Origin of the sequence: Serratia plymuthica (assembly GCF_018336935.1) — a bacterium.
Lineage (GTDB): Bacteria > Pseudomonadota > Gammaproteobacteria > Enterobacterales > Enterobacteriaceae > Serratia > Serratia plymuthica_B.
This window is the reverse complement of sequence record NZ_CP068771.1, coordinates 1,809,337-1,831,662: the sequence shown is the minus strand read 5'-3', so window position 1 is coordinate 1,831,662 and position 22,326 is coordinate 1,809,337. Positions and strand designations below refer to the sequence as shown.

Below are 22,326 nucleotides of genomic sequence, written 5' to 3'. Positions count from 1 at the left end.
TCCTCTGCACGGGTGCGGGCCATTTTTATACCGGCAATGCCCGCGCCCGATAGCCGTCCAGCTCGTTTTCCGGCATGCCGACCTGTTTCGCCGCCGCGCAAATCTGCCGCCAGGTGTTGTCGTCTATCGGGATCCCCCGCTGCAACCGCGCCTCACGGTTCGCGTCTTCCCATTCGCCCGGCACCTCAATCGGCTTGCCGTCGCTTGGCGGCGAAGCCTTGACCCAGTCGATAAAGGCCTCGGCCTCGGTCTGCATCTCGGGCGCTTCAAAGGCTTCCGGGTTGAGAATGATGGTGGTCATGCAGTTGAAAATGGCGCTGCTGTCGGATTTCAGCGTGGCGTCATGAGTCGTGCGACCGCCGGAGAGCGCACCACCGAGAATTTCGCACAGGGTAGCCAACGCATAACCTTTATGGGCGCCGAACGGCAACAGCGATCCGAAAGGTTGTTCGTGCATCACGCTGGGTTCCGTGGTCGGCCGGCCTTGTTGATCAATCAGGTAGCCCGGTGCCACGCTCAGGCCTTTGTTGTAGGCGACGCGCGTTTTGCCGTAGGCGATGCCGCTGGTGGCGAAATCCAGCAATAGCGGTTTTTTACCCTCACGCGGGAAAATCACGCAAAACGGGTTGGTGCCAAAGCGGCGATCGCTGCCGCCGAACGGCGCCACCATAGGATCACCCACCACGTTGACGAAATGAATGGAGATAAAACCGGCGCGCGCGCACTGCTCGGCCCAATGGCCGATGCGGCCGATATGGTGAGAGTTATGCAAAGCCACCGCCGCCAACCCCAACTGCCGGGCACGTTCGATCCCCTTGTCCATCGCTTCACTGGCCACCACCTGGCCGAACCCCTGGCCGCCGTCAATCGTCAGCACCGCGCCGGCATCGCGCACCACCCGGGCATGAACGTTAAGCTGCAACTGCCCTTCCGCCAGCGACGCCATGTAGCTTGGGATCATGCCGACGCCATGCGAATCATGCCCGGCCAGATTGGCCTGCACCAAGTGCTCCGCCACCAGCGCGGCCTCCCGATCCGTGCTGCCGGCATGGCGCCAAATGGCCTGCACAAATTGTTCAAGGCTTTGGCTGTCGATACGGTGTTCGGTACTCATAATGCAGGTCCTTGCGCTGAAAAGATGTTCACAAACACTAGGAGCAAATCGTTGTTGCGGCAAGCAATTATGACAACGGCAATCAACGCTCTCGGCCGCGCTCGGCCGTCAGCGCCGCGATACGCATGATGACCGCTACCGCCTGCTCCATGCCCTCCAGCGAGATGAACTCGTGCTTGCCGTGAAAGTTATAACCGCCGGTAAACAGGTTCGGGCATGGCAGGCCGCGGAACGACAACTGTGCCCCGTCGGTGCCGCCGCGAATCGGCTTCATTATCGGCTCGATATCGCAATCGCGCATCGCCTGTTGCGCCAACGCAATCACATGCGGATGCTCGGCCACATGCTCGCGCATGTTGTAATAACTGTCTTCGATCGTCACTTCGATGTAGCAATCGCGCGGCAGGCCTTTGCCCACCTGGCGCGCCACTTCAATCATCCGGCGTTTGCGCGCTTCAAAACCCTGGTGCTCGAAATCACGCAGGATATAGTGCATTTCGGCACGTTCAACGCTCCCCTTGATGCCGCTGAGGTGGTAGAACCCCTGATAGCCGTCGGTAGTTTCCGGGGTTTCATCCGCCGGCAACGCCTGCTGAATCCGGGTTGCCAACGACAACGCGTTAACCATCACGCCTTTGGCACTGCCGGGATGAACGTTGTTGCCGACAATTTTGATTGTCACCGAGGCCGCATTGAAATTTTCGCATTCCAGCTCACCGACGCCGCCACCGTCGACGGTATAAGCCCACTCGGCGTTGAACTCTTCGACGTCAAACAGCTGTGCCCCTTTGCCCACTTCTTCGTCCGGGGTAAAGGCCACGCGAATATCGCCGTGCGGAATGTTGCGTTGCTGCAACCGCACCATGGCGGTGAGAATTTCGGCAATGCCCGCTTTGTCATCGGCGCCGAGCAGCGTTTTGCCCTCCGCGGTGATCAGCGTCTGCCCCAGCATATGGTGCAGGATCGGGAACATCACCGGCGACAGCACTTCATCGCCGATACCCAGGGCAATATCGCCGCCGCGGTAATTTTCGACAATCTGCGGATTGACGTGCTTGCCGGTAAAGTCCGGTGACGTATCCAGATGAGAAATAAATCCAATGGCCGGCACCGGCCAGGCAACGTTGCCCGGCAACGTCCCCATCACGCAGCCGTGCTCGCTGAGCGACACCCGTTCAAACCCCAGTTCAATCATTTCCTGTTGCAACGCACGCGCCAGCTTCAGTTGCCCGTCGGTACTCGGCACATGTTTGACGTTCGCTTTAGATTGCGTGTCGAAAGAGACGTAGTTAAAAAAGCGATCAAGTAGTTTATTCATGGTATCCGTCCTCAGAATATCGCATTTCATTATGCGGAACCGATCCGGATCAAATATTGAGACAGGTCATTTTTAACCAGAATTAACGGAAATCATTAATTCCCGGGATGTGTGCAATCTCGCCGGCTGTCTCCAGACTGGAGGCCGCCGGCGCCCTGATGTGATCCCCTTCACGCCTGGTACCTGTTGTCAGCCGCTGACCACAGGTACCTTTTTCGGGCAACCGATTGCAACGCCAAATCATTCCACCTATAACTAATTCAAGGCAAAGATTACCGCGTTCTTATGCTTTTATTTTCGCCACACTGGGGAGTTTTATCAGCAACGTCGTTATCCACTAAAAAATAAAAAGGAACTGCCATGAAAGGTATTATTGATAATATCTTAAGCAAGCTGCAGATTTTCTCTAAAGCCATGATGGGGCCGATATTTTTCCTGCCGGTGATTGGCTTGATTCTGGCATTAAGCTCTATTCTTACCAACGCCACGCTGGTGAATGAAAACTCCGGCGTATTTCATATTGGCAAAATGATCGGGGATACCTTTTGGCCGTTGTTTGGCAACCTCGGGCTCATTTTCTGCATTGGCATCACCTACGGCCTGGCAAAGGATAGATCCGCCTGGCTGAATACCTGTTTGAAATTCACCGTGCCCCCTGCCCATTCAGTAAAATAACGGCCGGTCGGCAGGCAAGACCAGAGCGCAGCGGACTACGCTCTGAACTGCAGATTAAGGCCGGTCGGCCCGTTCCACTTTCCCTACCAGGAATTTGTGCACAAAGCGCGGCACCACTTCACTGGCCTGGCCATAATGTTTCTCATCGAACTGGCTTTCCACCTGGCTGGGTTCCAGATTCAGCTCCATGGTATGCGCCCCGCCCAACCGGGCCTCGTGCACAAAACCGGCCGCCGGGTAAACGTGGCCCGAGGTACCGATAGCGACAAAGAAGTCGGCCTTGGCCAGCGCCTGATAAATTTCGTCCATGCCCAACGGCATTTCACCGAACCACACCACGTGCGGGCGCAGCGGTGCCGGGAACTGGCAGCAATGGCAGCGATCGTCCACGCTGAGATCTCCCGGCCAGTCAAACACCTGCCCGGAGCTGGTGCAGCGCGCTTTCAGCAATTCGCCGTGCATATGCAGCACCCGTTGGCTGCCGGCGCGTTCATGCAGGTTATCGATATTCTGCGTCACCAGCAGGAAGTTATCCCCCAGCCAGGCTTCCAAATCCGCCAGCGCGCGGTGCGCGGCGTTAGGCGCGACTTCCGGCATTTGCAGTTGCTGGCGGCGCGCATTGTAAAATGCCTGCACCAGTTGCGGATCGCGCTTATAACCTTCCGGCGTAGCGACATCCTCCACCGGGTGTTCCTCCCACAGCCCATCCGCAGCGCGGAAGGTGCGGATGCCCGATTCCGCTGAAATCCCGGCCCCGGTCAACACCACCACAAACGGCTTTTTCAGCTCGGCCGCCGCCATGGTGTCGCGATGGAAAATACGAGAACGAAAGCGCTGATGCAGCACATGCTTGCTCTTACGAAACTGACACAACCGATGGCGAGTGTGCATTAACTCTCTCCTTACCTTTCCCTGTTTGCCCTTCTTACTCGACATTGCAGCGTTGTTGGCCGCAACGCCAATTACTTTGGGCTGACCAAATTGAGGAACGCCGCCCCGCGCACGCCGCCGGCATCACCGTAGCGTGCTTTCTCGATCCGCGGCAGCTTGGCCACGCGCAGCAAGTGCGCCGGCAATCGCTGTGGCAACGCCTGATAGATCGCTTCAAAATTCGACAACCCGCCGCCGATCACCACCAGATGCGGATCGATAATGGTCAGCAGATTCCCCAGGCATATTGCCAGAACGTCCATAAAACGCTCGACGTGAGCTACCGCCTGCGGCTCGCCTGCCTGATAATGCGCAATGATCTGCTGCGCAGGCAAGTGCTGCTGATAAAAGTGAGCGTACATCCACTCAAAACCGCGGCCCGATATGTAATTTTCGATGCAACCCTGATGGCCGCAACCGCAGGCAACGCGAGGTATATCACGCCCCAGTACCTCGAGCGCATCCACCGGCAGCCGGAGGTGGCCAAATTCGCCGGCGATGTAATTGCGCCCAGACACCGCTTTGCCCTCCACGATCAGCCCGCCACCCACCCCGGTGCCCAGAATAATGCCCAGCACGGTCGGATAACGACGGAACTCTTCGTCCCAGGCTTCCGACAGCGCAAAACAGTTGGCGTCGTTGTCGACGCGTACGTCGCGGCCAATCAGCGCCGCCAAATCGCGCGGCAGCGGCTGCCCCATCGCCGCCGGGACGTTGGAGGTGAACAACGTACCGTCATCATTGGGCAACCCCGGAATGCCGATACCCACTTTGCCCCGCAGGCCGCAGAACTCGTCCGCCTCAAGGGTCAGGTCACGCAGCGTGGTCAGCAATTGCCGGTAATCGTCACGCGGCGTCGGCACCCGTTTTTGCCAGATGCGATGCAGATCCGCATCAAACACGCCCAGTTCAATTTTGGTGCCGCCCATATCGAAACCGTAGTACATAACCCACCCTCAGGCTAAAAAAAGGGGGCGGCGTTTCCGCCACCCCTGATTTTCATTATTGTCCGCTCAACACGCGCGCCGGATCGATACGGCTGGCGCGCCTGGCCGGATACCAACTGGCCAACAGGCTGAGCACCAATGCGGTCGCCAATACAATCACCACGTCCAGCCAGTGCAGCTCGGAAGGCAGGAAGTCGATGAAGTAGATATCTCCTGACAGGAACGAGTGCCCCATCAGTTTTTCCAATCCTTTGATGATGTTGGTCAGTTGCAGCGAGGCGATCACCCCGACCACCACGCCGCTGACGCTGCCCACCAGCCCGGCCAGCAGGCCGTACCAGATAAAGATGGCGCGGATAAAACCGTCTTTGGCGCCCAGAGTGCGCAGCACGGCGATATCGCCGCTTTTGTCCTTCACCGCCATCACCAGCGTGGAGACAATGTTGAAACAGGCAACGCCAATCACCAGCACCATCGCCAGATACATAATGGCGCGGATCATCTGGATATCGCGGTACATGTAGCCGTAGGTGCCGATCCAGCTCTTGATGTAGACGTAGGAATTGGTGACTTCGCCCGCGTCGCGCACCAGTTTGTTGGCGGCAAACACGTCATTAACTTTAATCGCGATACCGGTCACGCTGTCACCCATGTCCAGATACTGCTGAGCATCGGCCAGCGGTACCATCGCCAGGCTGTGGTCCAGTTGGCCGCTCAGTTGCAGAATGCCGGTCACATGCAGACGGATGCGTTTGGGCTGCAACAGCTTCATTTGCGGATCGCTGTTGGGGATCATTACCGTGACGTAAGAGCCTTGCTTCACGCCCAGCGCATCGGCCACGCCCTTGCCGAGGATCACCTGCTGTTCACCGCTTTTGAAATTGGCCCAGGCATCGCCCTGCACGTATTGCGGCAGCGCGCTGAGCCGGCTTTCCTGTTGCGGATCGACCCCTTTGACGCCAACCGCACGCAGCTGCGCGCCGTTTTCCATCAGGCCGGTAAAGTTGATATAGGGGGCGGCAGCCAGGATGCCCGGCACCTTTTCCACCCGCGGCAAGATTGACGACCAGTCTTTGAACGGTTGTTTCACCGGCTCAATCTCACCGTGCGGCACCACCGCCAAAATACGGTTTTTCAGCTCGCGCTCGAAGCCGTTCATCGCGCTCAGCCCGACGATCAACACCGCCACGCCCAGCGCAATGCCAATGGTGGAGATCACCGAAATCAGCGACACCATGCCGCCGCGCTTGCGGCCCCGGCTAAAGCGCAGCGCCGTCAAAAAGGAAAGTGACGCACCCGCCATTACTCGGCTCCCATCAGGGTCAGTTGAGCCTGCAGGTGGCCGTCGGCCATTTCCAGTTGGCGACTGAGGCGCTTGGCCAGTTGCAGATCATGGGTCACCACCAGGAAGGCGGTGCCCTGACGCACGTTCAGCTCACCGAGCAGATCAAAGATGCTGTCGGCGGTGCGCTTGTCCAGGTTACCGGTCGGTTCGTCCGCCAGCACCAGCGACGGGTTATTCACCAACGCACGGGCGATCGCCACGCGTTGACGCTCGCCGCCGGACAGCTCCGAAGGCCGGTGTTTGCTGCGTTTTTCCAGCCCGACCGCCGTCAGCATTTCCAGCGCCTTTTCCTGCGCCTGGGCCGGCTTCATGCCGCCGATCAACAGCGGCATGGCGGCGTTTTCCAACGCGGTGAAGTCCGGCAACAGATGGTGGAACTGATAGATAAAGCCCAACTGGCGGTTGCGCAACTCAGCCTTGGCCGCCGACGACAGGGTATTCAGCGACTGGCCTTTGTAGATCACTTCGCCGGAGGTTGGCGAATCCAGACCGCCCAGCAGGTGCAACAGGGTGCTTTTACCGGAACCCGAGCTGCCGACAATCGCCATCATCTCACCCGGCTGCATGGCAAAGCTGACATTACGCAGTACGTCGGTATGCAGGTTGCCTTCCTGATAGGTCTTGCACAGGTTTTCGCACTGCAGCAAAAGATGGTTACTCATAACGTAAAGCCTCAGCGGGTTGTACGGCGGCAGCGCGCCATGAAGGGTAAAGCGTGGACAACAGGGATACCGCCATCGCCGCCACGGCGATAATCGTCACCTGCAGCGGATCGACCGCCACCGGCAGCGACGCGCCGTCAATCAATGCGCCGAGGATCGGCATCAGGTTATTCAGGTTGGTCGCCAACAGCACGCCCAGCAGCGTGCCGAGCAGCGAACCGATAATGCCGGCGCTGGCGCCCTGCACCATGAACACCGACATGATCTGCCGGCGGGTCAGGCCCTGGGTTTGCAGAATGGCGACTTCGCCCTGCTTCTCCATCACCAGCAGGCCGAGCGAAGTAATGATGTTAAACGCCGCCACCGCCACGATCAGGCTGAGCAGCAGCCCCATCATGTTTTTCTCCATGCGCACCGCCTGGAACAGCTCGCCCTTGCGTTCACGCCAGTCTTTCCATTGCGTCCCCTGCGGCAGCATTTGCTGGCTGAGGGTATCGACCGTCAGCGGCTGTTGCAGGAACAGACGCCAGCCGGTGATGTTGCCGGCCGGGTAGCGCATCAGGCGCGAAGCGTCTTGCTGATTGACCAGCATCTGGGTGCCGTCCACCTCACTGTTGGCGTGGAAGGTGCCAATGATAGTAAACAGGCGCTGGCTGGGAATGCGGCCCATCGGCGTGAACTGGCTGGCGCTCGGCACCATCACCCGCAGTTGGTCGCCGCGTTTGACGCCCAGTTGCCCGGCAAGCTGCTCGCCGATGATGATGTTGTACTGGCCCGGCTGCAACTGTTGCTGCTTGACGTTCACCAGATACTGCGTCAGCGGATCGGCTTCGTCCGGGTTCACCCCGAGCATCACGCCGACCGCCACGCTGCGGGCGCTTTGCAGCACCACGTCGCCGGTAGTCAACGGCGCAACCCGGGTGACGCCCTGCAACCCCTGCGCCATCGAGGCCGGGATCTGCTGGGGATTGATCGACCCCTGCGGGCTGGTGATCAACGCCTGCGGCATCAGGCCGAGGATGTTGTTTTCCAGATCTTTTTCAAAACCGTTCATCACCGACAAAACGGTGACCAACGCCATGACCCCCAGCGTAATGCCGATGGTGGACAGCCAGGAGACAAACCGCCCGAAGCGGTCTGAGGCTCGCCCGCGCATATAGCGCAGGCCAATGAATAACGCGACAGGTTGATACATGAAATCCGTTTTGTTGCCGTAGCTTAAGCAAAGTGATCAAGGATAATAAAGGCTATACCTCGTTTAGGGAACCACCCAGACGCCTTTTATTCCGCCTATTGCGCATTCCGCCGCAGCATCTGCCCTATGGCGTCGAACTGGGCCATTGCATGCCGCGCCCATGTAAAACGCAGCGAATGCATTCACACCCCAATGCTTCTGCCAGGAACAGAGTGGAACGCTGCGGCTTGAAAGACGCCAGGTCGTTATCCGGCATCCCGTTTTAACAGGTTATAAACCGACACCCGTGAAATGCCCAACGCCTCCGCCGCCATGGTGGCCGCCCCGCGCAGTTGCAGATAGCCCTGCCGCTTCAATAACTGGATCACCTGAAAACGCTGCTCGGAAGAGAGCGCACGCGGCTGGGTAGCGTGCGACGCCGCAAAGTTGTTGATCACGGCGGCGATGTCCGACAGCGAACGGGCCCCTCCCGCCGCCGGCTGCGGCGCACTCTGCACTACCGCGGTCAGTTGTTGCAGGATGGCGTTGACGCTGTTGAAGATTGAGACGTCCAGATTGAGGCAGATGGCCGCCACATAGACGCCTTCGCTGTTGCGCAGACCGATCGAGGTGCTCTTGGCCGGACGCCCGTCCGGAAAGGCATTGGCGTAATTTTGTACCACGTCCGGAAAGTCCGGCGAAGCGATGCGCTCCAGCCCCATTTCACTGGCGGCGTCACCAATGCTGCGGTTCGACAGATTATTGGCGATGGCGACGATAGCATGGTCCGGCTGTGTCAGATCGTGCAATACCACTTCGCAACTGGGGGCAAACATCGTGCCCAGCGCCTGGACAATTTTTTCCGCTTCGCGCAGCAGTAGCGCATTTTCCTGCCTGAGATCGCTCATTGACTTAACCATTTGACAAAAACTTTACAAAGAGTAAGTTAAAAACTCCGGGCAATCAATCCCCCTTCACCCACGCGAGGTCGCCATGAGTTCAACGCCCCACTGTATCACCGCCGCCGATATCTCTGCCGCCGCCGAAATTCTGGCCGGACACGCTCTCCGCACGCCGGTCATGACGTCGCATCAGGCCGACAACCTCACCGGCGCAAAACTGTTCTTCAAATGCGAAAACTTCCAGCGCGTCGGGGCCTTTAAGTTCCGCGGGGCGTACAACGCGATCGCGCAACTGAGCGAGGCGCAGCGCAAGGCCGGAGTGATTGCCTTTTCCTCCGGTAACCACGCGCAGGCAATGGCGCTGGCGGCGCGGGAGCTGGGCGTCAACGTCACCATAGTCATGCCGAACGACGCGCCGGAAACCAAGCTGGCGGCGACGCGCGGCTACGGGGCCAACGTGGTGATTTATCAACGCCACAGCGAGAACCGCGAAGAGATTACCCAACGGCTGGCCGCAGAGCATGGCCTGTCGATAGTCCCCCCCTATGATTACCCGCAGGTGATTGCCGGCCAGGGCACCGCCACCAAAGAGCTGATAGAGGAAGTCGGCCCGCTGGACGTGTTGCTGGTGTCTACCGGCGGCGGTGGCCTGCTTTCCGGCAGTGCGATAGCGGCCCACCACTGGTCGCCGGGCTGCCGGGTGTACGGCGTGGAGCCGCAGGCAGGCAACGACGTGCAGCAGGCTTTTCGCAGCGGGCAGCCGGTGCGCATTCCGGTGCCGAAAACCATCGCCGATGGCGCGCAAACCCAGCAGGTGGGCACGCTCACCTTCCCGATCATCCAGCAATACGTAGAGGATATTCTGACGGTCACCGACGCGCAGTTGTGCCGGCAAATGCGCTTCTTTATGGAACGGATGAAAATGGTGGTCGAACCAACCGGGTGCCTGGCCGCAGCGGCGGCAATGAATTCGCTGCTGGATTTGCGCGATAAAAAAGTCGGGGTGATTGTCAGCGGCGGCAACGTCGACGTGGATAAAATCGCGCAATACCTCGCCATGGGCGCGCAAGCATAATACCTTCAGCGGGTTGACTCTCCGCCAGGCGCCCCGTTCGCCCAAACCTGACAGGGAGAGTGTCCACGCGGGCCGCAAATGAATGCCGCCGGCAACGCGGCGGCTTGAAAGACGACGGATATGGCGCTTTTACCTATGTCAGTTTGCTGGCCAGTGGGCTAGTATTACCGGGTAAAGGCGCTTTGTTATTTGTGCCAGGGCGAAATTTAACACATTGATTAAAGATACCTTAATGAGCACCTCCGATAACCGTAACCGTTCTGCATCGTCATCCTCCCGTTATTCCCTGCCCGATCGCGCAGGCGATGTGCGCCAGTTGGGGCAACTAACCGGCGCGGCCTGTGCCGTGGAGTGCGCCGAGATCGTCGAACGTCATAACGGGCCGGTGATGCTGATCGCCCCGGACATGCAGAACGCCCTGCGGCTGCGCGATGAAATCCAGCAGTTTACCGATCAAATGGTGACCACGCTGCCAGACTGGGAAACCCTGCCCTACGACAGCTTCTCGCCGCACCAGGAGATTATCTCCGCCCGTCTGTCGAGCCTGTACCACCTGCCGACCATGGTGCGCGGCATCATCATTCTGCCGGTCAATACCCTGATGCAGCGCGTCTGCCCGCACGAATTCCTGCACGGCCACGCGCTGGTGATGAAAAAGGGCCAGCGCCTGTCGCGCGAAAAACTGCGCGCCCAGTTGGAACAAGCCGGTTACCGCAGCGTCGATCAGGTGATGGAGCACGGCGAGTTCGCCACCCGCGGCGCGCTGCTCGATTTATACCCGATGGGCAGCGAAGAGCCTTACCGCATCGATTTCTTCGACGACGAAATCGACAGCCTGCGCATCTTCGACGTCGACACCCAGCGCACGCTGAGCGAAGTCGAGGCCATCAACCTGCTGCCGGCCCATGAATTTCCGACCGACAAAACCGCCATCGAGCTGTTCCGCAGCCAGTGGCGCGAGCAGTTCGAGGTGCGCCGCGACGCCGAACATATTTACCAGCAGGTAAGCAAAGGCACCTGGCCGGCCGGCATCGAATACTGGCAGCCGCTGTTCTTCAGCCAGCCGTTGCCGTCGCTGTTCAGCTACCTGCCGGCCAACACGCTGATCGTCAATACCGGCAACCTGGAGAGCGCCGCCGAGCGCTTCTGGCTGGACGTCAACCAGCGTTACGAAAGCCGCCGCGTCGATCCGATGCGCCCGCTGCTGGCGCCGGACAGCCTTTGGCTGCGGGTTGACGCGCTGTTTGGCGAATTGAAAGCCTGGCCGCGCATGGCACTCAAAACCGAAGCGCTGCCGGCCAAAGCCGGCAACACCAATCTGGACTATCGCGCGCTGCCGGATCTGGCGGTGCAAGCCCAAAATAAAGCGCCGCTGGACCAGCTGCGCCGCTTTATAGAAAGCTTTGACGGCAGCGTGATTTTCTCGGTCGAGAGCGAGGGCCGCCGCGAAACGCTGCAAGACCTGCTCGGCCGCATCAAACTCGGCACGTCATTAATTCAACATCTCGATCAGGCCGAACCGGCCGGCCGCTACATGATGGTCGGCGCCTCCGAGCGCGGCTTCCTCGACGGCATACGCAACCGGGCGCTGATCTGCGAAAGCGATCTGCTCGGCGAACGCGTCAGCCGCCGCCGACAGGACAATCGCCGCACCATCAATACCGACACTCTGATCCGCAATCTGGCGGAGCTGCACCCCGGCCAGCCGGTGGTGCATCTGGAGCACGGCGTCGGGCGTTACGTTGGCCTGACGACGCTGGAAGCCGGCGGCATCAAGGCCGAATACCTGATCCTCTCCTACTCCGGTGAAGACAAACTCTATGTGCCGGTCTCTTCGCTGCATCTGATCAGCCGCTATGCCGGCGGCGCAGATGAAAACGCACCGCTGCACAAACTGGGCGGTGACGCCTGGACGCGCGCACGGCAGAAAGCCGCGGAACGGGTGCGGGACGTGGCGGCCGAGCTGCTGGATATTTACGCCCAGCGCGCCGCCAAATCCGGTTTCGCCTTCAAACACAACCGCGAACAGTATCAGCTGTTCTGCCAGAGCTTCCCGTTTGAAACCACCCCAGACCAGGAACAGGCTATCAACGCCGTGCTGAGCGACATGTGCCAGCCGCTGGCGATGGACAGGCTGGTGTGCGGCGACGTCGGCTTCGGCAAAACCGAAGTGGCGATGCGCGCGGCCTTCCTGGCGGTGGAAAACGGCAAGCAGGTGGCGGTGCTGGTGCCCACTACGTTGCTGGCGCAGCAGCACTTCGACAACTTCCGCGACCGCTTCGCCACCTGGCCGATTCGCATCGAGATGATGTCGCGTTTCCGCAGCGCCAAAGAGCAGCAACAGATCATGGACGACGCCGTCGACGGCAAAGTTGACATTATCATCGGCACCCACAAACTGTTGCAGAGCGATCTGCGCTGGAAAGATCTGGGGCTGCTGATCGTCGATGAAGAACACCGTTTCGGCGTGCGCCACAAAGAGCGCATCAAGGCGATGCGCGCCGATGTGGATATCCTGACGCTAACCGCCACGCCGATCCCGCGTACGCTGAATATGGCGATGAGCGGCATGCGCGACCTGTCGATTATCGCGACCCCACCGGCCCGTCGTCTGGCGGTGAAAACCTTCGTGCGCGAGTACGACAGCCTGGTGGTTCGCGAGGCTATCCTGCGTGAAGTGCTGCGCGGCGGCCAGGTTTACTACCTGTACAACGACGTGGAGAACATCGAGAAGGCCGCAGAGAAGCTGGCGGAACTGGTGCCGGAAGCGCGTATCGCCATCGGCCACGGCCAGATGCGCGAACGCGATCTGGAGCGGGTGATGAACGATTTCCACCACCAGCGTTTTAACGTGCTGGTCTGTACCACCATTATTGAAACCGGCATCGATATTCCCAGCGCCAATACCATTATCATCGAACGCGCCGATCGCTTCGGGCTGGCGCAGCTGCATCAGTTGCGTGGCCGCGTGGGTCGTTCGCACCATCAGGCCTACGCCTATCTGCTGACGCCGAATCCGAAGGCCATGAGCACCGACGCGCACAAACGGCTGGAAGCCATCGCTTCGCTTGAAGATCTCGGCGCAGGTTTTGCGCTGGCCACCCATGACCTGGAAATCCGCGGTGCGGGCGAGCTGCTGGGTGAAGATCAAAGCGGCCAGATGACCACCGTCGGCTTCTCGCTGTACATGGAGCTGCTGGAGAGCGCGGTCGACGCGTTGAAAAACGGCCGCGAGCCGTCGCTGGAAGATCTCACCAGCAACCAAACCGAGGTGGAGCTGCGCATGCCGGCCCTGCTGCCGGACGATTTTATCCCGGACGTGAACACCCGCCTGTCGTTCTATAAACGCATCGCCAGCGCGAAAAACGACGGTGAACTGGAAGAGCTGAAAGTGGAGCTGATTGATCGCTTCGGCCTGCTGCCGGATCCGGCGCGCAACCTGTTGCAAAGCGCGGCGCTGCGCCAACATGCGCAGAAACTGGGGATTAAGCGCATAGAGGGGAACGAGCGCGGCGGATTTATCGAGTTTGGCGAAAAGAATCGGGTCGATCCGGGTTACCTGATCGGCTTGCTGCAAAGCAATCCGCAAATTTATCGCCTGGATGGGCCGACCAAGCTGAAGTTTATGCTGGACCTGACCGATCGCCAGAAACGCCTGAAATTCACCGAGGAGCTCTTGACCGCATTCCGCGAGCACACGCTGGCGGCCTGACTGTCGGCCCCGGCGGCAGCTATATTGCCCGGCTGCGGTTCTAAGTTATCGCCAAGCTGTCTATCCCGTTTTTTCAGTTCGGGATACTCTGTCCGCAGCCAAGATTAACGGGGGTAGCCATGAATACTGATGATGAGTTGCGTGCGCTCAGCGAACAGGAAGCCACGCTGACCTTTAGCCATTTTGACCATGCAACCGCCTGGGAGCTGGGCACGGCGCTGAAGACCGCCGCAGAGCAACGGCGTCTGAGTATCGCCATCGAAATCCAGTTGGCCGGGCAGACGCTGTTCTATTACGCGATGCCCGGCACCACGCCGGACATCGCCGACTGGGTGCGACGCAAACGCAACGTGGTGAATCACTTTCACAAAAGCTCTTACGCTATCGGCCTGCGCTTGCAACAGCGGCAGGCGACGCTGGAGGAGCGCTATGGCCTGAGCGTGCGCGACTACTCAGTACACGGCGGCGCTTTTCCCATCAATCTGGCGGGCATAGGCTGCATCGGCACCCTAAGCATCTCAGGTTCACCGCAGTTGGAAGACCATAACCTGCTGGTCGGCACGCTGGCACATTTTCTCGGTTTATCCCTGCCCTCGGTACACTAAGCGGTAAAAGTCTCTTTATATTTTTCCTGCCGGCCGCCTTATCCGCGGCCTGGCTGCCTTTCCCGCTTCGCCCTCCCCATCAAAATAGCCTGACTGCGATTTTCTGCGTCCGTTTGATGTATATCTAGGAATCGCCGCCGCAACTGGCGTAGTCTGTCTATCAGCTATTCGAGACGGACCTTACCTGGCCCGCCATTCCGTTCTCTTTTATAGACTTGGTCCGCACCTTAGATGAAAACGCACGAAATTACCGGTATCCGGCCGTTCAGCGCGCTGATTGACGCCTGCTGGCGAGAACCCTATTCCCTGCAACGCCTGCTTAAAGACGCCATCGCCGGCGTCACCGTCGGCATTATCGCCATCCCGCTGGCGATGGCACTGGCGATCGCCAGCGGCGTGCCCCCTCAGTACGGGCTCTACACCTCGGCGGTCGCCGGCATCGCTATCGCCATCAGCGGCGGTTCGCGCTACAGCGTCTCCGGCCCCACCGCCGCCTTTGTGGTGATCCTTTACCCGGTATCGCAGCAGTTCGGCCTTTCCGGACTGCTGATCGCGACCCTGCTTTCCGGCGTATTTCTGGTGATTATGGGGTTGGCTCGCTTCGGCCGTCTGATCGAATACATTCCCCTGTCGGTTACGCTGGGCTTTACCTCCGGGATCGCCATCACCATCGCCACCCTGCAAGTGAAGGATTTCTTCGGCCTGCAACTGGCGGCGATGCCGGAAAATTATGTCGGCAAGGTTTACGCCCTGTTGCAGGCGCTGCCGACGCTGGATATCGGCGACACGCTGATCGGTGCGGTCACGCTGCTGATACTGGTGTTCTGGCCGAAGCTCGGCCTGCGGGTGCCCGGTCATCTGCCCGCGCTGCTGGCGGGGATGGCGGTCATGGGCATTCTGGCGCTGTTTGATCATCAGGTGGCGACTATCGGTTCCCGCTTCAGTTACCTGCTGGCCGATGGCAGCCGCGGGCACGGCATCCCGCCGATCTTGCCGCAACTGATGCTGCCGTGGGATCTGCCCGCCGCGGGCGGCAAGCCGATGCCGCTGAGCTGGCAGACCCTTTCCGCCCTGCTGCCGGCGGCGTTTTCCATGGCGATGCTGGGCGCGATTGAATCGCTGCTGTGTGCGGTGGTGCTGGACGGCATGACCGGAAAAAAACACAACTCCAACACCGAACTTATCGGCCAGGGCGCGGGTAACCTCATTGCGCCGTTTTTTGGCGGCATTACCGCCACCGCCGCCATCGCCCGTTCGGCGGCCAACGTGCGCGCCGGCGCCACCTCGCCGGTATCGGCGATTATCCATGCGTTGCTGGTGCTGCTGGCGTTGCTGGTACTGGCGCCGTGGCTGTCCTGGCTACCGCTGTCGGCGATGGCGGCGCTGTTGTTGATGGTGGCCTGGAACATGAGCGAAGCGCACAAGGTAATTTATCTGCTGCGCCGGGCGCCGAAGGACGACATTCTGGTGATGTTGCTGTGCATGTCGTTGACGGTGCTGTTCGATATGGTGATCGCCATTACCGTGGGCATAGTGCTGGCTTCGTTGCTGTTTATGCGGCGTATTGCACGCATGACCCGGCTGAGCGAATTGAGCGCCGAAAACGGCCGCCTGGTATTGAGAGTGAACGGCCCGCTGTTCTTCGCCGCCGCTGAACGCATCTTTAATGAATTGCTGGCACGCAGTGAAAATTATGACGTGATCGTGCTGCAATGGGACGCGGTGCCGGTGCTGGACGCAGGGGGCTTAACCGCCCTGCAGCGTTTTATTGAGGCCCTGCCCGCAGGCAAGCAGTTGGCGATCACCGATATTCCGTTCCAGCCGTTGAAAACGCTGGCGCGGGCGCGGATACAACCGATAGAGGGAAAACTGCATTTCTACTCGACGCTGCCGGAAGCGCTGGCGGCGCTGGAAAACTAAAAAAAAGCCCGACGCATCGGGCTTTTTTATCGCGGCGATAACGCTTAGTTGCTGGTGTCCAGCTCCGGGAAGCTCTTCACCAGATCGTCGATGGCTTTCATCTGCACCAGGAACGGCTCCAGCTTGTCCAGCGGCAGCGCGGATGGGCCGTCGCACTTGGCACTGTTCGGCTCCGGGTGCGCTTCGATGAACAAACCTGCCAGGCCCACCGCCATACCGGCGCGCGCCAGCTCGGCAACCTGCGCGCGACGACCGCCGGAAGCGGCGCCGAACGGGTCACGGGTCTGCAGGGCGTGGGTAACGTCGAAGATCACCGGATGGCCGCCGGTCACGTTCTTCATCACGTTGATGCCGAGCATGTCGACCACCAGGTTATCGTAGCCAAAGTTACTGCCGCGATCGCACAAGATCACCTGATCGTTGCCGCCTTCCTTGAACTTGTCGACGATGTTGCCCATTTGGCCCGGGCTGACGAACTGTGGCTTCTTGACGTTGATTACCGCACCGGTTTTCGCCATCGCTTCAACCAGATCGGTCTGACGCGCCAGGAAGGCCGGCAGTTGGATAACGTCAACCACTTCGGACACCGGCTGCGCCTGCGACGCTTCGTGCACGTCGGTGATGATTTTCACGCCGAAGGTTTTTTTGATTTCTTCGAAGATTCTCATCCCCTCTTCCAGACCCGGACCACGGTACGAGTGAATGGAAGAACGGTTGGCTTTATCAAAAGAGGCTTTGAAAACGTAAGGAATGCCCAGTTTTTGCGTCACGGTGACGTAGTGCTCGCAGATGCTCATCGCCAGATCGCGCGATTCCAGCACGTTCATACCGCCAAACAGCACAAACGGCAGATCGTTCGCTACGTTGATGTCGCCAATGCTAACTACTTTCTGTTTCATGCTTTCGCCTTTGTTGATGTTATACCCGTCGCCTTCCAAGCCGCAGCTTGAAACTCACAGGGTATTTTTAATGAATTAATGCAGCGTAACCTGTTTAGGTTCAATCGAGTGGATCTGTACTTTGATCACTTCGCTGATGGGATCTTCAGGACACTGTTCGACAAAATAGTTGAGATCGGAAATAGCGACGTGGTTACATTCCAACTGGGCGTAAATCAGCCCGCGGTCGCGGATCTCGTAAGGATCTTCCGGATCGAAGCACAGCACCGTTTCGCTGGCGCGCAGGGCCATTTCCATCTGCTTTTCTTCCATCAGGGCGGCTTTCAGCGTATCCAGCATTTTACGCACCACCATGATGTTTTCGGATTCATCGAGATCGTCGTCTTCCAGCTCGGCACCCAGGCCCAGGTTGCCCTTGATCCACACTTCCAGCTGATGTTCGTTCAGCGTTTCGCCGTTCAGCGGGTTGATCAGCCACATTTCGTCATCCAGCCAGTCTGCGCGCAGGATCAGTTGGGTGGGGAAAATAACCGGCAACAGCGGTAAATCGAGATGATGGGCGATATGCAGGAAAATGGTGCCGAGCGAGACCGGTGTACCCTGACGCCCCTCCAGCACCTTGTCGAGCCAGATGGCGTCGGACAGCCGATACACGCCGCCGGCGCCGCCAAAACCCCAGGTTTTGAAGAACAGCTCAATGAGTGCGTCCAGTTGCTGTTCCTGGTTGAGATCCTGCGGCATGGCCGCACGCGCATCGTCGACCAGCTGTTGCAGCTTGCGTTCGACGTCGGCGACGGGGAAATCACGCCGTACCGACTGCGATACCAGGATTACGCCCTCGCTCAGCAGCGAGGTGTTAAATTCAAAATCAGCAATGCTACTCATAAGTATCCCATCAGAAAGGGTAATTTCGTCGTGGCAAGTTTAATTATCAGGTACAGACAGCCCAGCGCCAGCACAAACGCCAAGGTGCGCAGGTTCTGGCTTTTGGTCTTCTTGCCCAATGCGACGTAGCCAAGCAGGATATAGATAATAACGCCAAACAGCTTCTCGGTCAGCCACGAGTCCATGCCCAGCAGCGGATAGAACTTGAACATCACCACCAGTGCAATGCCGCTGGCGAACAACACCGTATCATTAACGTGCGGCGTTATCTTCACCCAACGCTTGTTCAACATGGCCGAGTCGCGCCATTTCCAGAAGAAACGCATCACAAACAAGGCAATACTGAGGGCGACCGTCAACAAATGCAGATGTTTTAACGCCGTGTAGACTGCCATATCGCTTCCTTTTTATTCGCTGTGTGCTTAGTTATCGTTGGTTTTCAGTTACTGCGGCCATTGGCCAAACGTCACGCGATCGTTATCGCCGTAATCACGGCGGGTAGCGACCGAAATAAAACCTGCGGCCTGCAGCAGCGCGCGTACGCTTTCCCCCTGCTGCCAGCCATGTTCAAGCAACAGCCAACCCTGTGGCTGCAGATAATGCGGCGCCTGCTGCACGATGGCGGCCAAATCCGCCAGCCCGTGCCGTTGCGCCACCAGCGCGCTGCTCGGTTCAAAACGAACGTCGCCCTGCGCCAGATGCGGGTCTGCGGCGTCGATATAAGGCGGATTGCTGGCGATCAGGGCGAAGGTTTGGCCGGCCAGCGGTTCGAACCAGCTGCCCTGCAAGAACTGTGCGTTACCGATCGCCAGCTTCTGCGCGTTATGCTGCGCCAGCGCCACCGCTTCCGGCTGCAAATCGACGCCGGTCACCGCGCAATCCGGGCGTTCGCTGGCCAACGCCAACGCGATGGCACCGGTGCCGGTACCCAGATCGAGGATAGTGCAGGGAGAAGGCGGCAAGCGCTCCAGCGCCAGTTCCACCAGGCATTCGGTGTCCGGACGCGGGATCAGGGTTGCGGGGGATACCGACAGCGGCAGCGACCAAAACTCGCGCTCGCCGATCAAATAAGCCACAGGTTCGCCACGTTCGCGGCGCGCCAGCAGCCTTTCCAATTGTTCTTGTTCCTGCGGCGTCAAAACGGTTTCGCCAAACGCCATCAGGAAGGTCCTGGCCCTGCCGGTCACGAAGCCCAGCAGGATCTCGGCATCACGTCGGGCGCTTTCGCTCTGCGTCAGCCGCGCACTTGCCGCCTTCAGCCAGGATTGATAATCCATTATTCAAGCTCTGCGGACAGCGCTGCGAGCTGATCGGCCTGATATTCCTGCACTATCGGCTGAATCAGCATGTCCAGCTTGCCTTCCATCACCTCATCCAGACGGTAAATCGTCAGGTTGATGCGGTGATCGGTCACCCTTCCCTGCGGGAAGTTGTAGGTGCGGTTACGGTCGGAACGATCGCCGCTGCCCAACAGGTTGCGGCGGGTTGACGCCTCTTCCTGCTGGCGTTTGGCCATTTCCGCGGCGCGGATGCGCGCGCCCAGCACCGACATCGCCTTGGCTTTGTTCTTGTGCTGCGAACGCTCGTCCTGGCACTCCACCACAATGCCGGTCGGCAAGTGGGTGATGCGGATCGCCGAGTCGGTGGTGTTGACGTGCTGACCGCCGGCGCCGGAGGAGCGGAAGGTATCGATTTTTAAATCGCCCGCATTGATCTCAGGCAATTCGGCCTCCGGCACTTCCGGCATCACCGCCACGGTGCAGGCGGAGGTATGGATACGCCCCTGCGACTCGGTTTCAGGTACGCGCTGCACGCGGTGGCCGCCGGATTCAAATTTCAGTTGGCCGTAGACGCCGTCGCCGGAGACCTTGGCAATCACTTCTTTATAACCGCCGTGCTCGCCTTCGTTGGCGCTCATGATCTCGACGCGCCAGCGGCGCGTTTCGGCATAGCGGCTGTACATGCGGAACAGATCGCCGGCGAAGATCGCCGCTTCGTCGCCGCCGGTGCCGGCGCGCACTTCCAGGAAGATACCGCGTTCGTCATCCGGGTCTTTCGGCAGCAGCAACAGTTGCAGTTGCTGTTCAAGTTCTTCCGTCGCCGCCTTGGCCTGCTTCATCTCTTCCTGCGCCATCTCGCGCATTTCCGGATCGTCCAGCATCATTTCTGCGGTAGCCAGATCCTCTTGCACCTGGCGCCATTCCAGGAAACAACGGCTGACGTCGGTCAGTTGCGAATATTCGCGCGACAGGGCGCGGAACCGATCCTGCTCGGCAATGACGCCGGCATCGCCGAGCAGCGCCTGCACTTCTTCATGGCGCTCTTGTAACGCTTCCAGTTTGGCAACAATAGAAGGCTTCATGCGTGGTATTAAACCCTGTTAAAAGAGAAAACTAATGCTGATCCAGCCCGAGGCTGTCGCGTAATAACTGCAACCGCTCCACGTCGCCATCGCCGGCGGCCTGCTGGAGGGATTTGGTAGGGGCATGAATAAGGCGGTTGGTCAGCCGGTGGGCCAGTTCGTGAATAACCTGTTCCGCATCAACGCCTTGCGCGATAGCGGCCAGCGCTTTGGCTTCCATTTCGGCACGAATCTGGTCGGCCTGCGAGCGGTAGTCACGGATGGTTTCCACTGCGCCCTGCGAGCGCAACCAGGCCATAAAGTTGGTGCTTTCCTGCTGAACGATCGATTCCGCCTGCACTGCCGCGGCTTTGCGCTGCGCCAGGTTGTTTTGAATGATGGCGTGCAGATCGTCCACGCTGTACAAATAGGCATTCGCCAGCTTACCCACTTCCGGCTCGATATCGCGCGGCACGGCGATATCCACCAGCAGCATCGGCTGGTTGCGACGCGCTTTCAGCGCCCGCTCCACCATCCCTTTACCGATGATCGGCAGCGGGCTGGCGGTAGAACTGATGATGATGTCGGCATCCGCCAGACGTTCGTCGATTTCCGGCAACGTGATCACTTCTGCGCCGACTTCGTCTGCCAGCAACTGGGCGCGCTCGCGGGTTCGGTTGGCAATAATCATATGCCGCACTTTATGCTCGCGCAGGTGACGCGCCACCAGTTCAATGGTTTCACCGGCACCAACCAGCAGCACGTTCAAATCGGCCAACGACTCGAAGATTTGGCGCGCCAGCGTACAGGCGGCAAAGGCCACGGAGACTGCGCTGGCGCCGATTTCAGTTTCGGTGCGCACGCGTTTGGCGACGGAGAAGGATTTTTGGAACAGGCGTTCAAGCTCGCCGGAGAGCGACTGGCCGCGTTGCGACTCGGCGAAGGCTTTTTTCACCTGCCCGAGGATTTGCGGTTCGCCCAGCACCAGCGAATCCAGCCCGCTGGCCACGCGCATCAGGTGGCTGACGGCGTCGTTGCCGTGGTGCCAGTACAGGCTTTTGCTCACTTCTTCCGGACGCAGGTGATGGTATTCACACAGCCAGGCGACCAGCTGTTCGTGAAGATGTTCCTGTTGCTCCACGCTGAGATAAAGCTCGGTGCGGTTGCAAGTAGACAACACCACTCCGCCCTGCACCAACGGTTGTTGGAGCAAGCTGGTCAGCGCCTGATCGATAGACTCTGGGGAGAAGGTCACCCTTTCACGCAGAGAAACCGGAGCGGTTTTGTGATTTATACCTAACGCCAGCAGGGTCATTGCTTCGAGTAATACTTCTGTTGGTACGGGTTCTCGTTGAACGGCATTCTACTTGATGCGCGGGATCAATAAAAGTAACAACCGCATCTTCCGTTCAATCGCTGATATAGCCAAAACCAATCAATGAATAATAATAAATTCAAAAAGTTAAATTATATCCAGATCAATAAGCACACTAAATTTTAGTTTGAAACGCGACGATCCGCACAGTATTCATCAATAAGTTATCCTGATTGAACGGTTAATGTCGCCCAAATAGTAAGCAGAGCGCGCGGGACGCCGCTCACCTGCCCGCCGAACAACGCTGGCCATATGAAGATATTCTCGCGGCCTGCGCAGCACGACCGGGCGATTGTGTTAATCTTATGGCAACCCAAAGCTCAGCCGTCAGCCGTTAAAGCGCCTGTTATCACGTCAAAAAGACGGTGATATTCACAACGGGGCGTGTTGACGCTATCGCGTTCCCCCGCTAGCGTGAACGCTGAAAAAAGATTTCGCTGTGCATGC

Annotated in this window: 18 protein-coding genes and 1 pseudogene; 5 read left to right on the top strand and 14 right to left on the bottom strand. The window is 59.0% G+C overall.

The window, feature by feature from the left end:
• Positions 1-25: 25 nt before the first annotated feature.
• Both JK621_RS08710 and pepT read right to left on the bottom strand, forming a co-directional pair.
• Positions 26-1,114 (bottom strand): malate/lactate/ureidoglycolate dehydrogenase, encoded by a 1,089-nt coding sequence (locus tag JK621_RS08710; RefSeq protein ID WP_212559447.1) that lies wholly within the window; start codon positions 1,112-1,114, stop codon positions 26-28.
• 82 nt (positions 1,115-1,196) lie between these two features.
• A complete protein-coding gene (gene pepT, locus JK621_RS08705) occupies positions 1,197-2,432 on the bottom strand; it encodes a peptidase T (protein WP_212559446.1) in 1,236 nt (411 codons plus the stop codon).
• A gap of 360 nt (positions 2,433-2,792) precedes the next feature.
• Between pepT and JK621_RS08700 the strand changes: the two are divergent.
• Positions 2,793-3,047 (top strand): annotated as a pseudogene (locus JK621_RS08700) (PTS transporter subunit EIIC); the annotation flags it as partial.
• 114 nt (positions 3,048-3,161) lie between these two features.
• On the opposite strand, the gene cobB reads toward JK621_RS08700, so the two are convergent.
• The 6 genes from cobB to JK621_RS08670 all read right to left on the bottom strand — a co-directional run bounded on the left by cobB (position 3,162) and on the right by JK621_RS08670 (position 9,073).
• Positions 3,162-3,998, bottom strand: a complete 837-nt coding sequence (cobB, locus tag JK621_RS08695) for a Sir2 family NAD+-dependent deacetylase (protein ID WP_212559445.1) — start codon at positions 3,996-3,998, stop codon at positions 3,162-3,164.
• A gap of 71 nt (positions 3,999-4,069) precedes the next feature.
• Complete coding sequence (nagK, locus tag JK621_RS08690; RefSeq protein ID WP_212559444.1) at positions 4,070-4,984, bottom strand: N-acetylglucosamine kinase; 915 nt, start codon at positions 4,982-4,984, stop codon at positions 4,070-4,072.
• Between the two features lie 55 nt (positions 4,985-5,039).
• A complete protein-coding gene (gene lolE, locus JK621_RS08685) occupies positions 5,040-6,287 on the bottom strand; it encodes a lipoprotein-releasing ABC transporter permease subunit LolE (RefSeq protein WP_212559443.1) in 1,248 nt (415 codons plus the stop codon).
• Positions 6,287-6,991: a lipoprotein-releasing ABC transporter ATP-binding protein LolD gene (gene lolD, locus JK621_RS08680; protein WP_006316762.1), complete on the bottom strand. Its 705-nt coding sequence runs from the start codon at positions 6,989-6,991 to the stop codon at positions 6,287-6,289. Before lolD ends, lolE begins: the two co-directional genes overlap by 1 nt.
• Positions 6,984-8,186: a lipoprotein-releasing ABC transporter permease subunit LolC gene (lolC, locus tag JK621_RS08675; protein ID WP_212559442.1), complete on the bottom strand. Its 1,203-nt coding sequence runs from the start codon at positions 8,184-8,186 to the stop codon at positions 6,984-6,986. The genes lolD and lolC overlap by 8 nt, the downstream gene beginning before the upstream one ends.
• A 245-nt stretch (positions 8,187-8,431) precedes the next feature.
• A complete protein-coding gene (locus JK621_RS08670; RefSeq protein WP_212559441.1) occupies positions 8,432-9,073 on the bottom strand; it encodes a helix-turn-helix transcriptional regulator in 642 nt (213 codons plus the stop codon).
• Between the two features lie 85 nt (positions 9,074-9,158).
• Here JK621_RS08670 and JK621_RS08665 point away from each other — a divergent pair, with 85 nt between their 5' ends.
• From JK621_RS08665 to dauA, 4 genes are all read left to right on the top strand, one after another.
• Positions 9,159-10,142: a threo-3-hydroxy-L-aspartate ammonia-lyase gene (locus tag JK621_RS08665; RefSeq protein WP_212559440.1), complete on the top strand. Its 984-nt coding sequence runs from the start codon at positions 9,159-9,161 to the stop codon at positions 10,140-10,142.
• A gap of 232 nt (positions 10,143-10,374) precedes the next feature.
• Positions 10,375-13,854, top strand: coding sequence for a transcription-repair coupling factor (gene mfd, locus JK621_RS08660; protein WP_212559439.1), 3,480 nt, complete (start codon positions 10,375-10,377; stop codon positions 13,852-13,854).
• 119 nt (positions 13,855-13,973) lie between these two features.
• Complete coding sequence (locus JK621_RS08655) at positions 13,974-14,459, top strand: heme-degrading domain-containing protein (protein ID WP_004943239.1); 486 nt, start codon at positions 13,974-13,976, stop codon at positions 14,457-14,459.
• A 231-nt stretch (positions 14,460-14,690) separates the two neighbouring features.
• Entirely contained in the window at positions 14,691-16,379 is a 1,689-nt protein-coding gene (dauA, locus tag JK621_RS08650) for a C4-dicarboxylic acid transporter DauA (RefSeq protein WP_212559438.1), read from the top strand.
• A gap of 44 nt (positions 16,380-16,423) precedes the next feature.
• On the opposite strand, the gene kdsA is transcribed toward dauA, so the two are convergent.
• From kdsA to hemA, 6 genes are all read right to left on the bottom strand, one after another.
• Complete coding sequence (gene kdsA, locus JK621_RS08645) at positions 16,424-17,278, bottom strand: 3-deoxy-8-phosphooctulonate synthase (RefSeq protein ID WP_004943235.1); 855 nt, start codon at positions 17,276-17,278, stop codon at positions 16,424-16,426.
• A gap of 75 nt (positions 17,279-17,353) precedes the next feature.
• Entirely contained in the window at positions 17,354-18,163 is an 810-nt protein-coding gene (sirB1, locus tag JK621_RS08640; RefSeq protein WP_212559437.1) for an invasion regulator SirB1, read from the bottom strand.
• Positions 18,160-18,558 carry a SirB2 family protein gene (locus tag JK621_RS08635; protein ID WP_212559436.1) on the bottom strand — a complete coding sequence of 133 codons (399 nt, stop codon included), beginning with the start codon at positions 18,556-18,558 and terminating at the stop codon, positions 18,160-18,162. The genes sirB1 and JK621_RS08635 overlap by 4 nt, the downstream gene beginning before the upstream one ends.
• Positions 18,559-18,606: 48 nt before the next feature.
• Positions 18,607-19,440 (bottom strand): peptide chain release factor N(5)-glutamine methyltransferase, encoded by an 834-nt coding sequence (gene prmC, locus JK621_RS08630; protein WP_212559435.1) that lies wholly within the window; start codon positions 19,438-19,440, stop codon positions 18,607-18,609.
• A complete protein-coding gene (gene prfA / locus JK621_RS08625) occupies positions 19,440-20,525 on the bottom strand; it encodes a peptide chain release factor 1 (protein ID WP_006316751.1) in 1,086 nt (361 codons plus the stop codon). Before prfA ends, prmC begins: the two co-directional genes overlap by 1 nt.
• A 31-nt stretch (positions 20,526-20,556) precedes the next feature.
• Positions 20,557-21,819 (bottom strand): glutamyl-tRNA reductase, encoded by a 1,263-nt coding sequence (gene hemA, locus JK621_RS08620; protein ID WP_212559434.1) that lies wholly within the window; start codon positions 21,817-21,819, stop codon positions 20,557-20,559.
• Positions 21,820-22,326 lie beyond the last annotated feature (507 nt).

Coding starts and splice junctions, on each gene's coding strand:
- JK621_RS08635 (WP_212559436.1), bottom strand. CDS start 18,558: ATGGCAGTCTACACGGCGTTAAAACATCTGCATTTGTTGACGGTCGCC.
- lolE (WP_212559443.1), bottom strand. CDS start 6,287: ATGGCGGGTGCGTCACTTTCCTTTTTGACGGCGCTGCGCTTTAGCCGG.
- mfd (WP_212559439.1), top strand. CDS start 10,375: ATGAGCACCTCCGATAACCGTAACCGTTCTGCATCGTCATCCTCCCGT.
- JK621_RS08670 (WP_212559441.1), bottom strand. CDS start 9,073: ATGAGCGATCTCAGGCAGGAAAATGCGCTACTGCTGCGCGAAGCGGAA.
- lolC (WP_212559442.1), bottom strand. CDS start 8,186: ATGTATCAACCTGTCGCGTTATTCATTGGCCTGCGCTATATGCGCGGG.
- nagK (WP_212559444.1), bottom strand. CDS start 4,984: ATGTACTACGGTTTCGATATGGGCGGCACCAAAATTGAACTGGGCGTG.
- lolD (WP_006316762.1), bottom strand. CDS start 6,991: ATGAGTAACCATCTTTTGCTGCAGTGCGAAAACCTGTGCAAGACCTAT.
- prfA (WP_006316751.1), bottom strand. CDS start 20,525: ATGAAGCCTTCTATTGTTGCCAAACTGGAAGCGTTACAAGAGCGCCAT.
- dauA (WP_212559438.1), top strand. CDS start 14,691: ATGAAAACGCACGAAATTACCGGTATCCGGCCGTTCAGCGCGCTGATT.
- JK621_RS08665 (WP_212559440.1), top strand. CDS start 9,159: ATGAGTTCAACGCCCCACTGTATCACCGCCGCCGATATCTCTGCCGCC.
- JK621_RS08710 (WP_212559447.1), bottom strand. CDS start 1,114: ATGAGTACCGAACACCGTATCGACAGCCAAAGCCTTGAACAATTTGTG.
- JK621_RS08655 (WP_004943239.1), top strand. CDS start 13,974: ATGAATACTGATGATGAGTTGCGTGCGCTCAGCGAACAGGAAGCCACG.
- sirB1 (WP_212559437.1), bottom strand. CDS start 18,163: ATGAGTAGCATTGCTGATTTTGAATTTAACACCTCGCTGCTGAGCGAG.
- prmC (WP_212559435.1), bottom strand. CDS start 19,440: ATGGATTATCAATCCTGGCTGAAGGCGGCAAGTGCGCGGCTGACGCAG.
- kdsA (WP_004943235.1), bottom strand. CDS start 17,278: ATGAAACAGAAAGTAGTTAGCATTGGCGACATCAACGTAGCGAACGAT.
- hemA (WP_212559434.1), bottom strand. CDS start 21,819: ATGACCCTGCTGGCGTTAGGTATAAATCACAAAACCGCTCCGGTTTCT.
- pepT (WP_212559446.1), bottom strand. CDS start 2,432: ATGAATAAACTACTTGATCGCTTTTTTAACTACGTCTCTTTCGACACG.
- cobB (WP_212559445.1), bottom strand. CDS start 3,998: ATGCACACTCGCCATCGGTTGTGTCAGTTTCGTAAGAGCAAGCATGTG.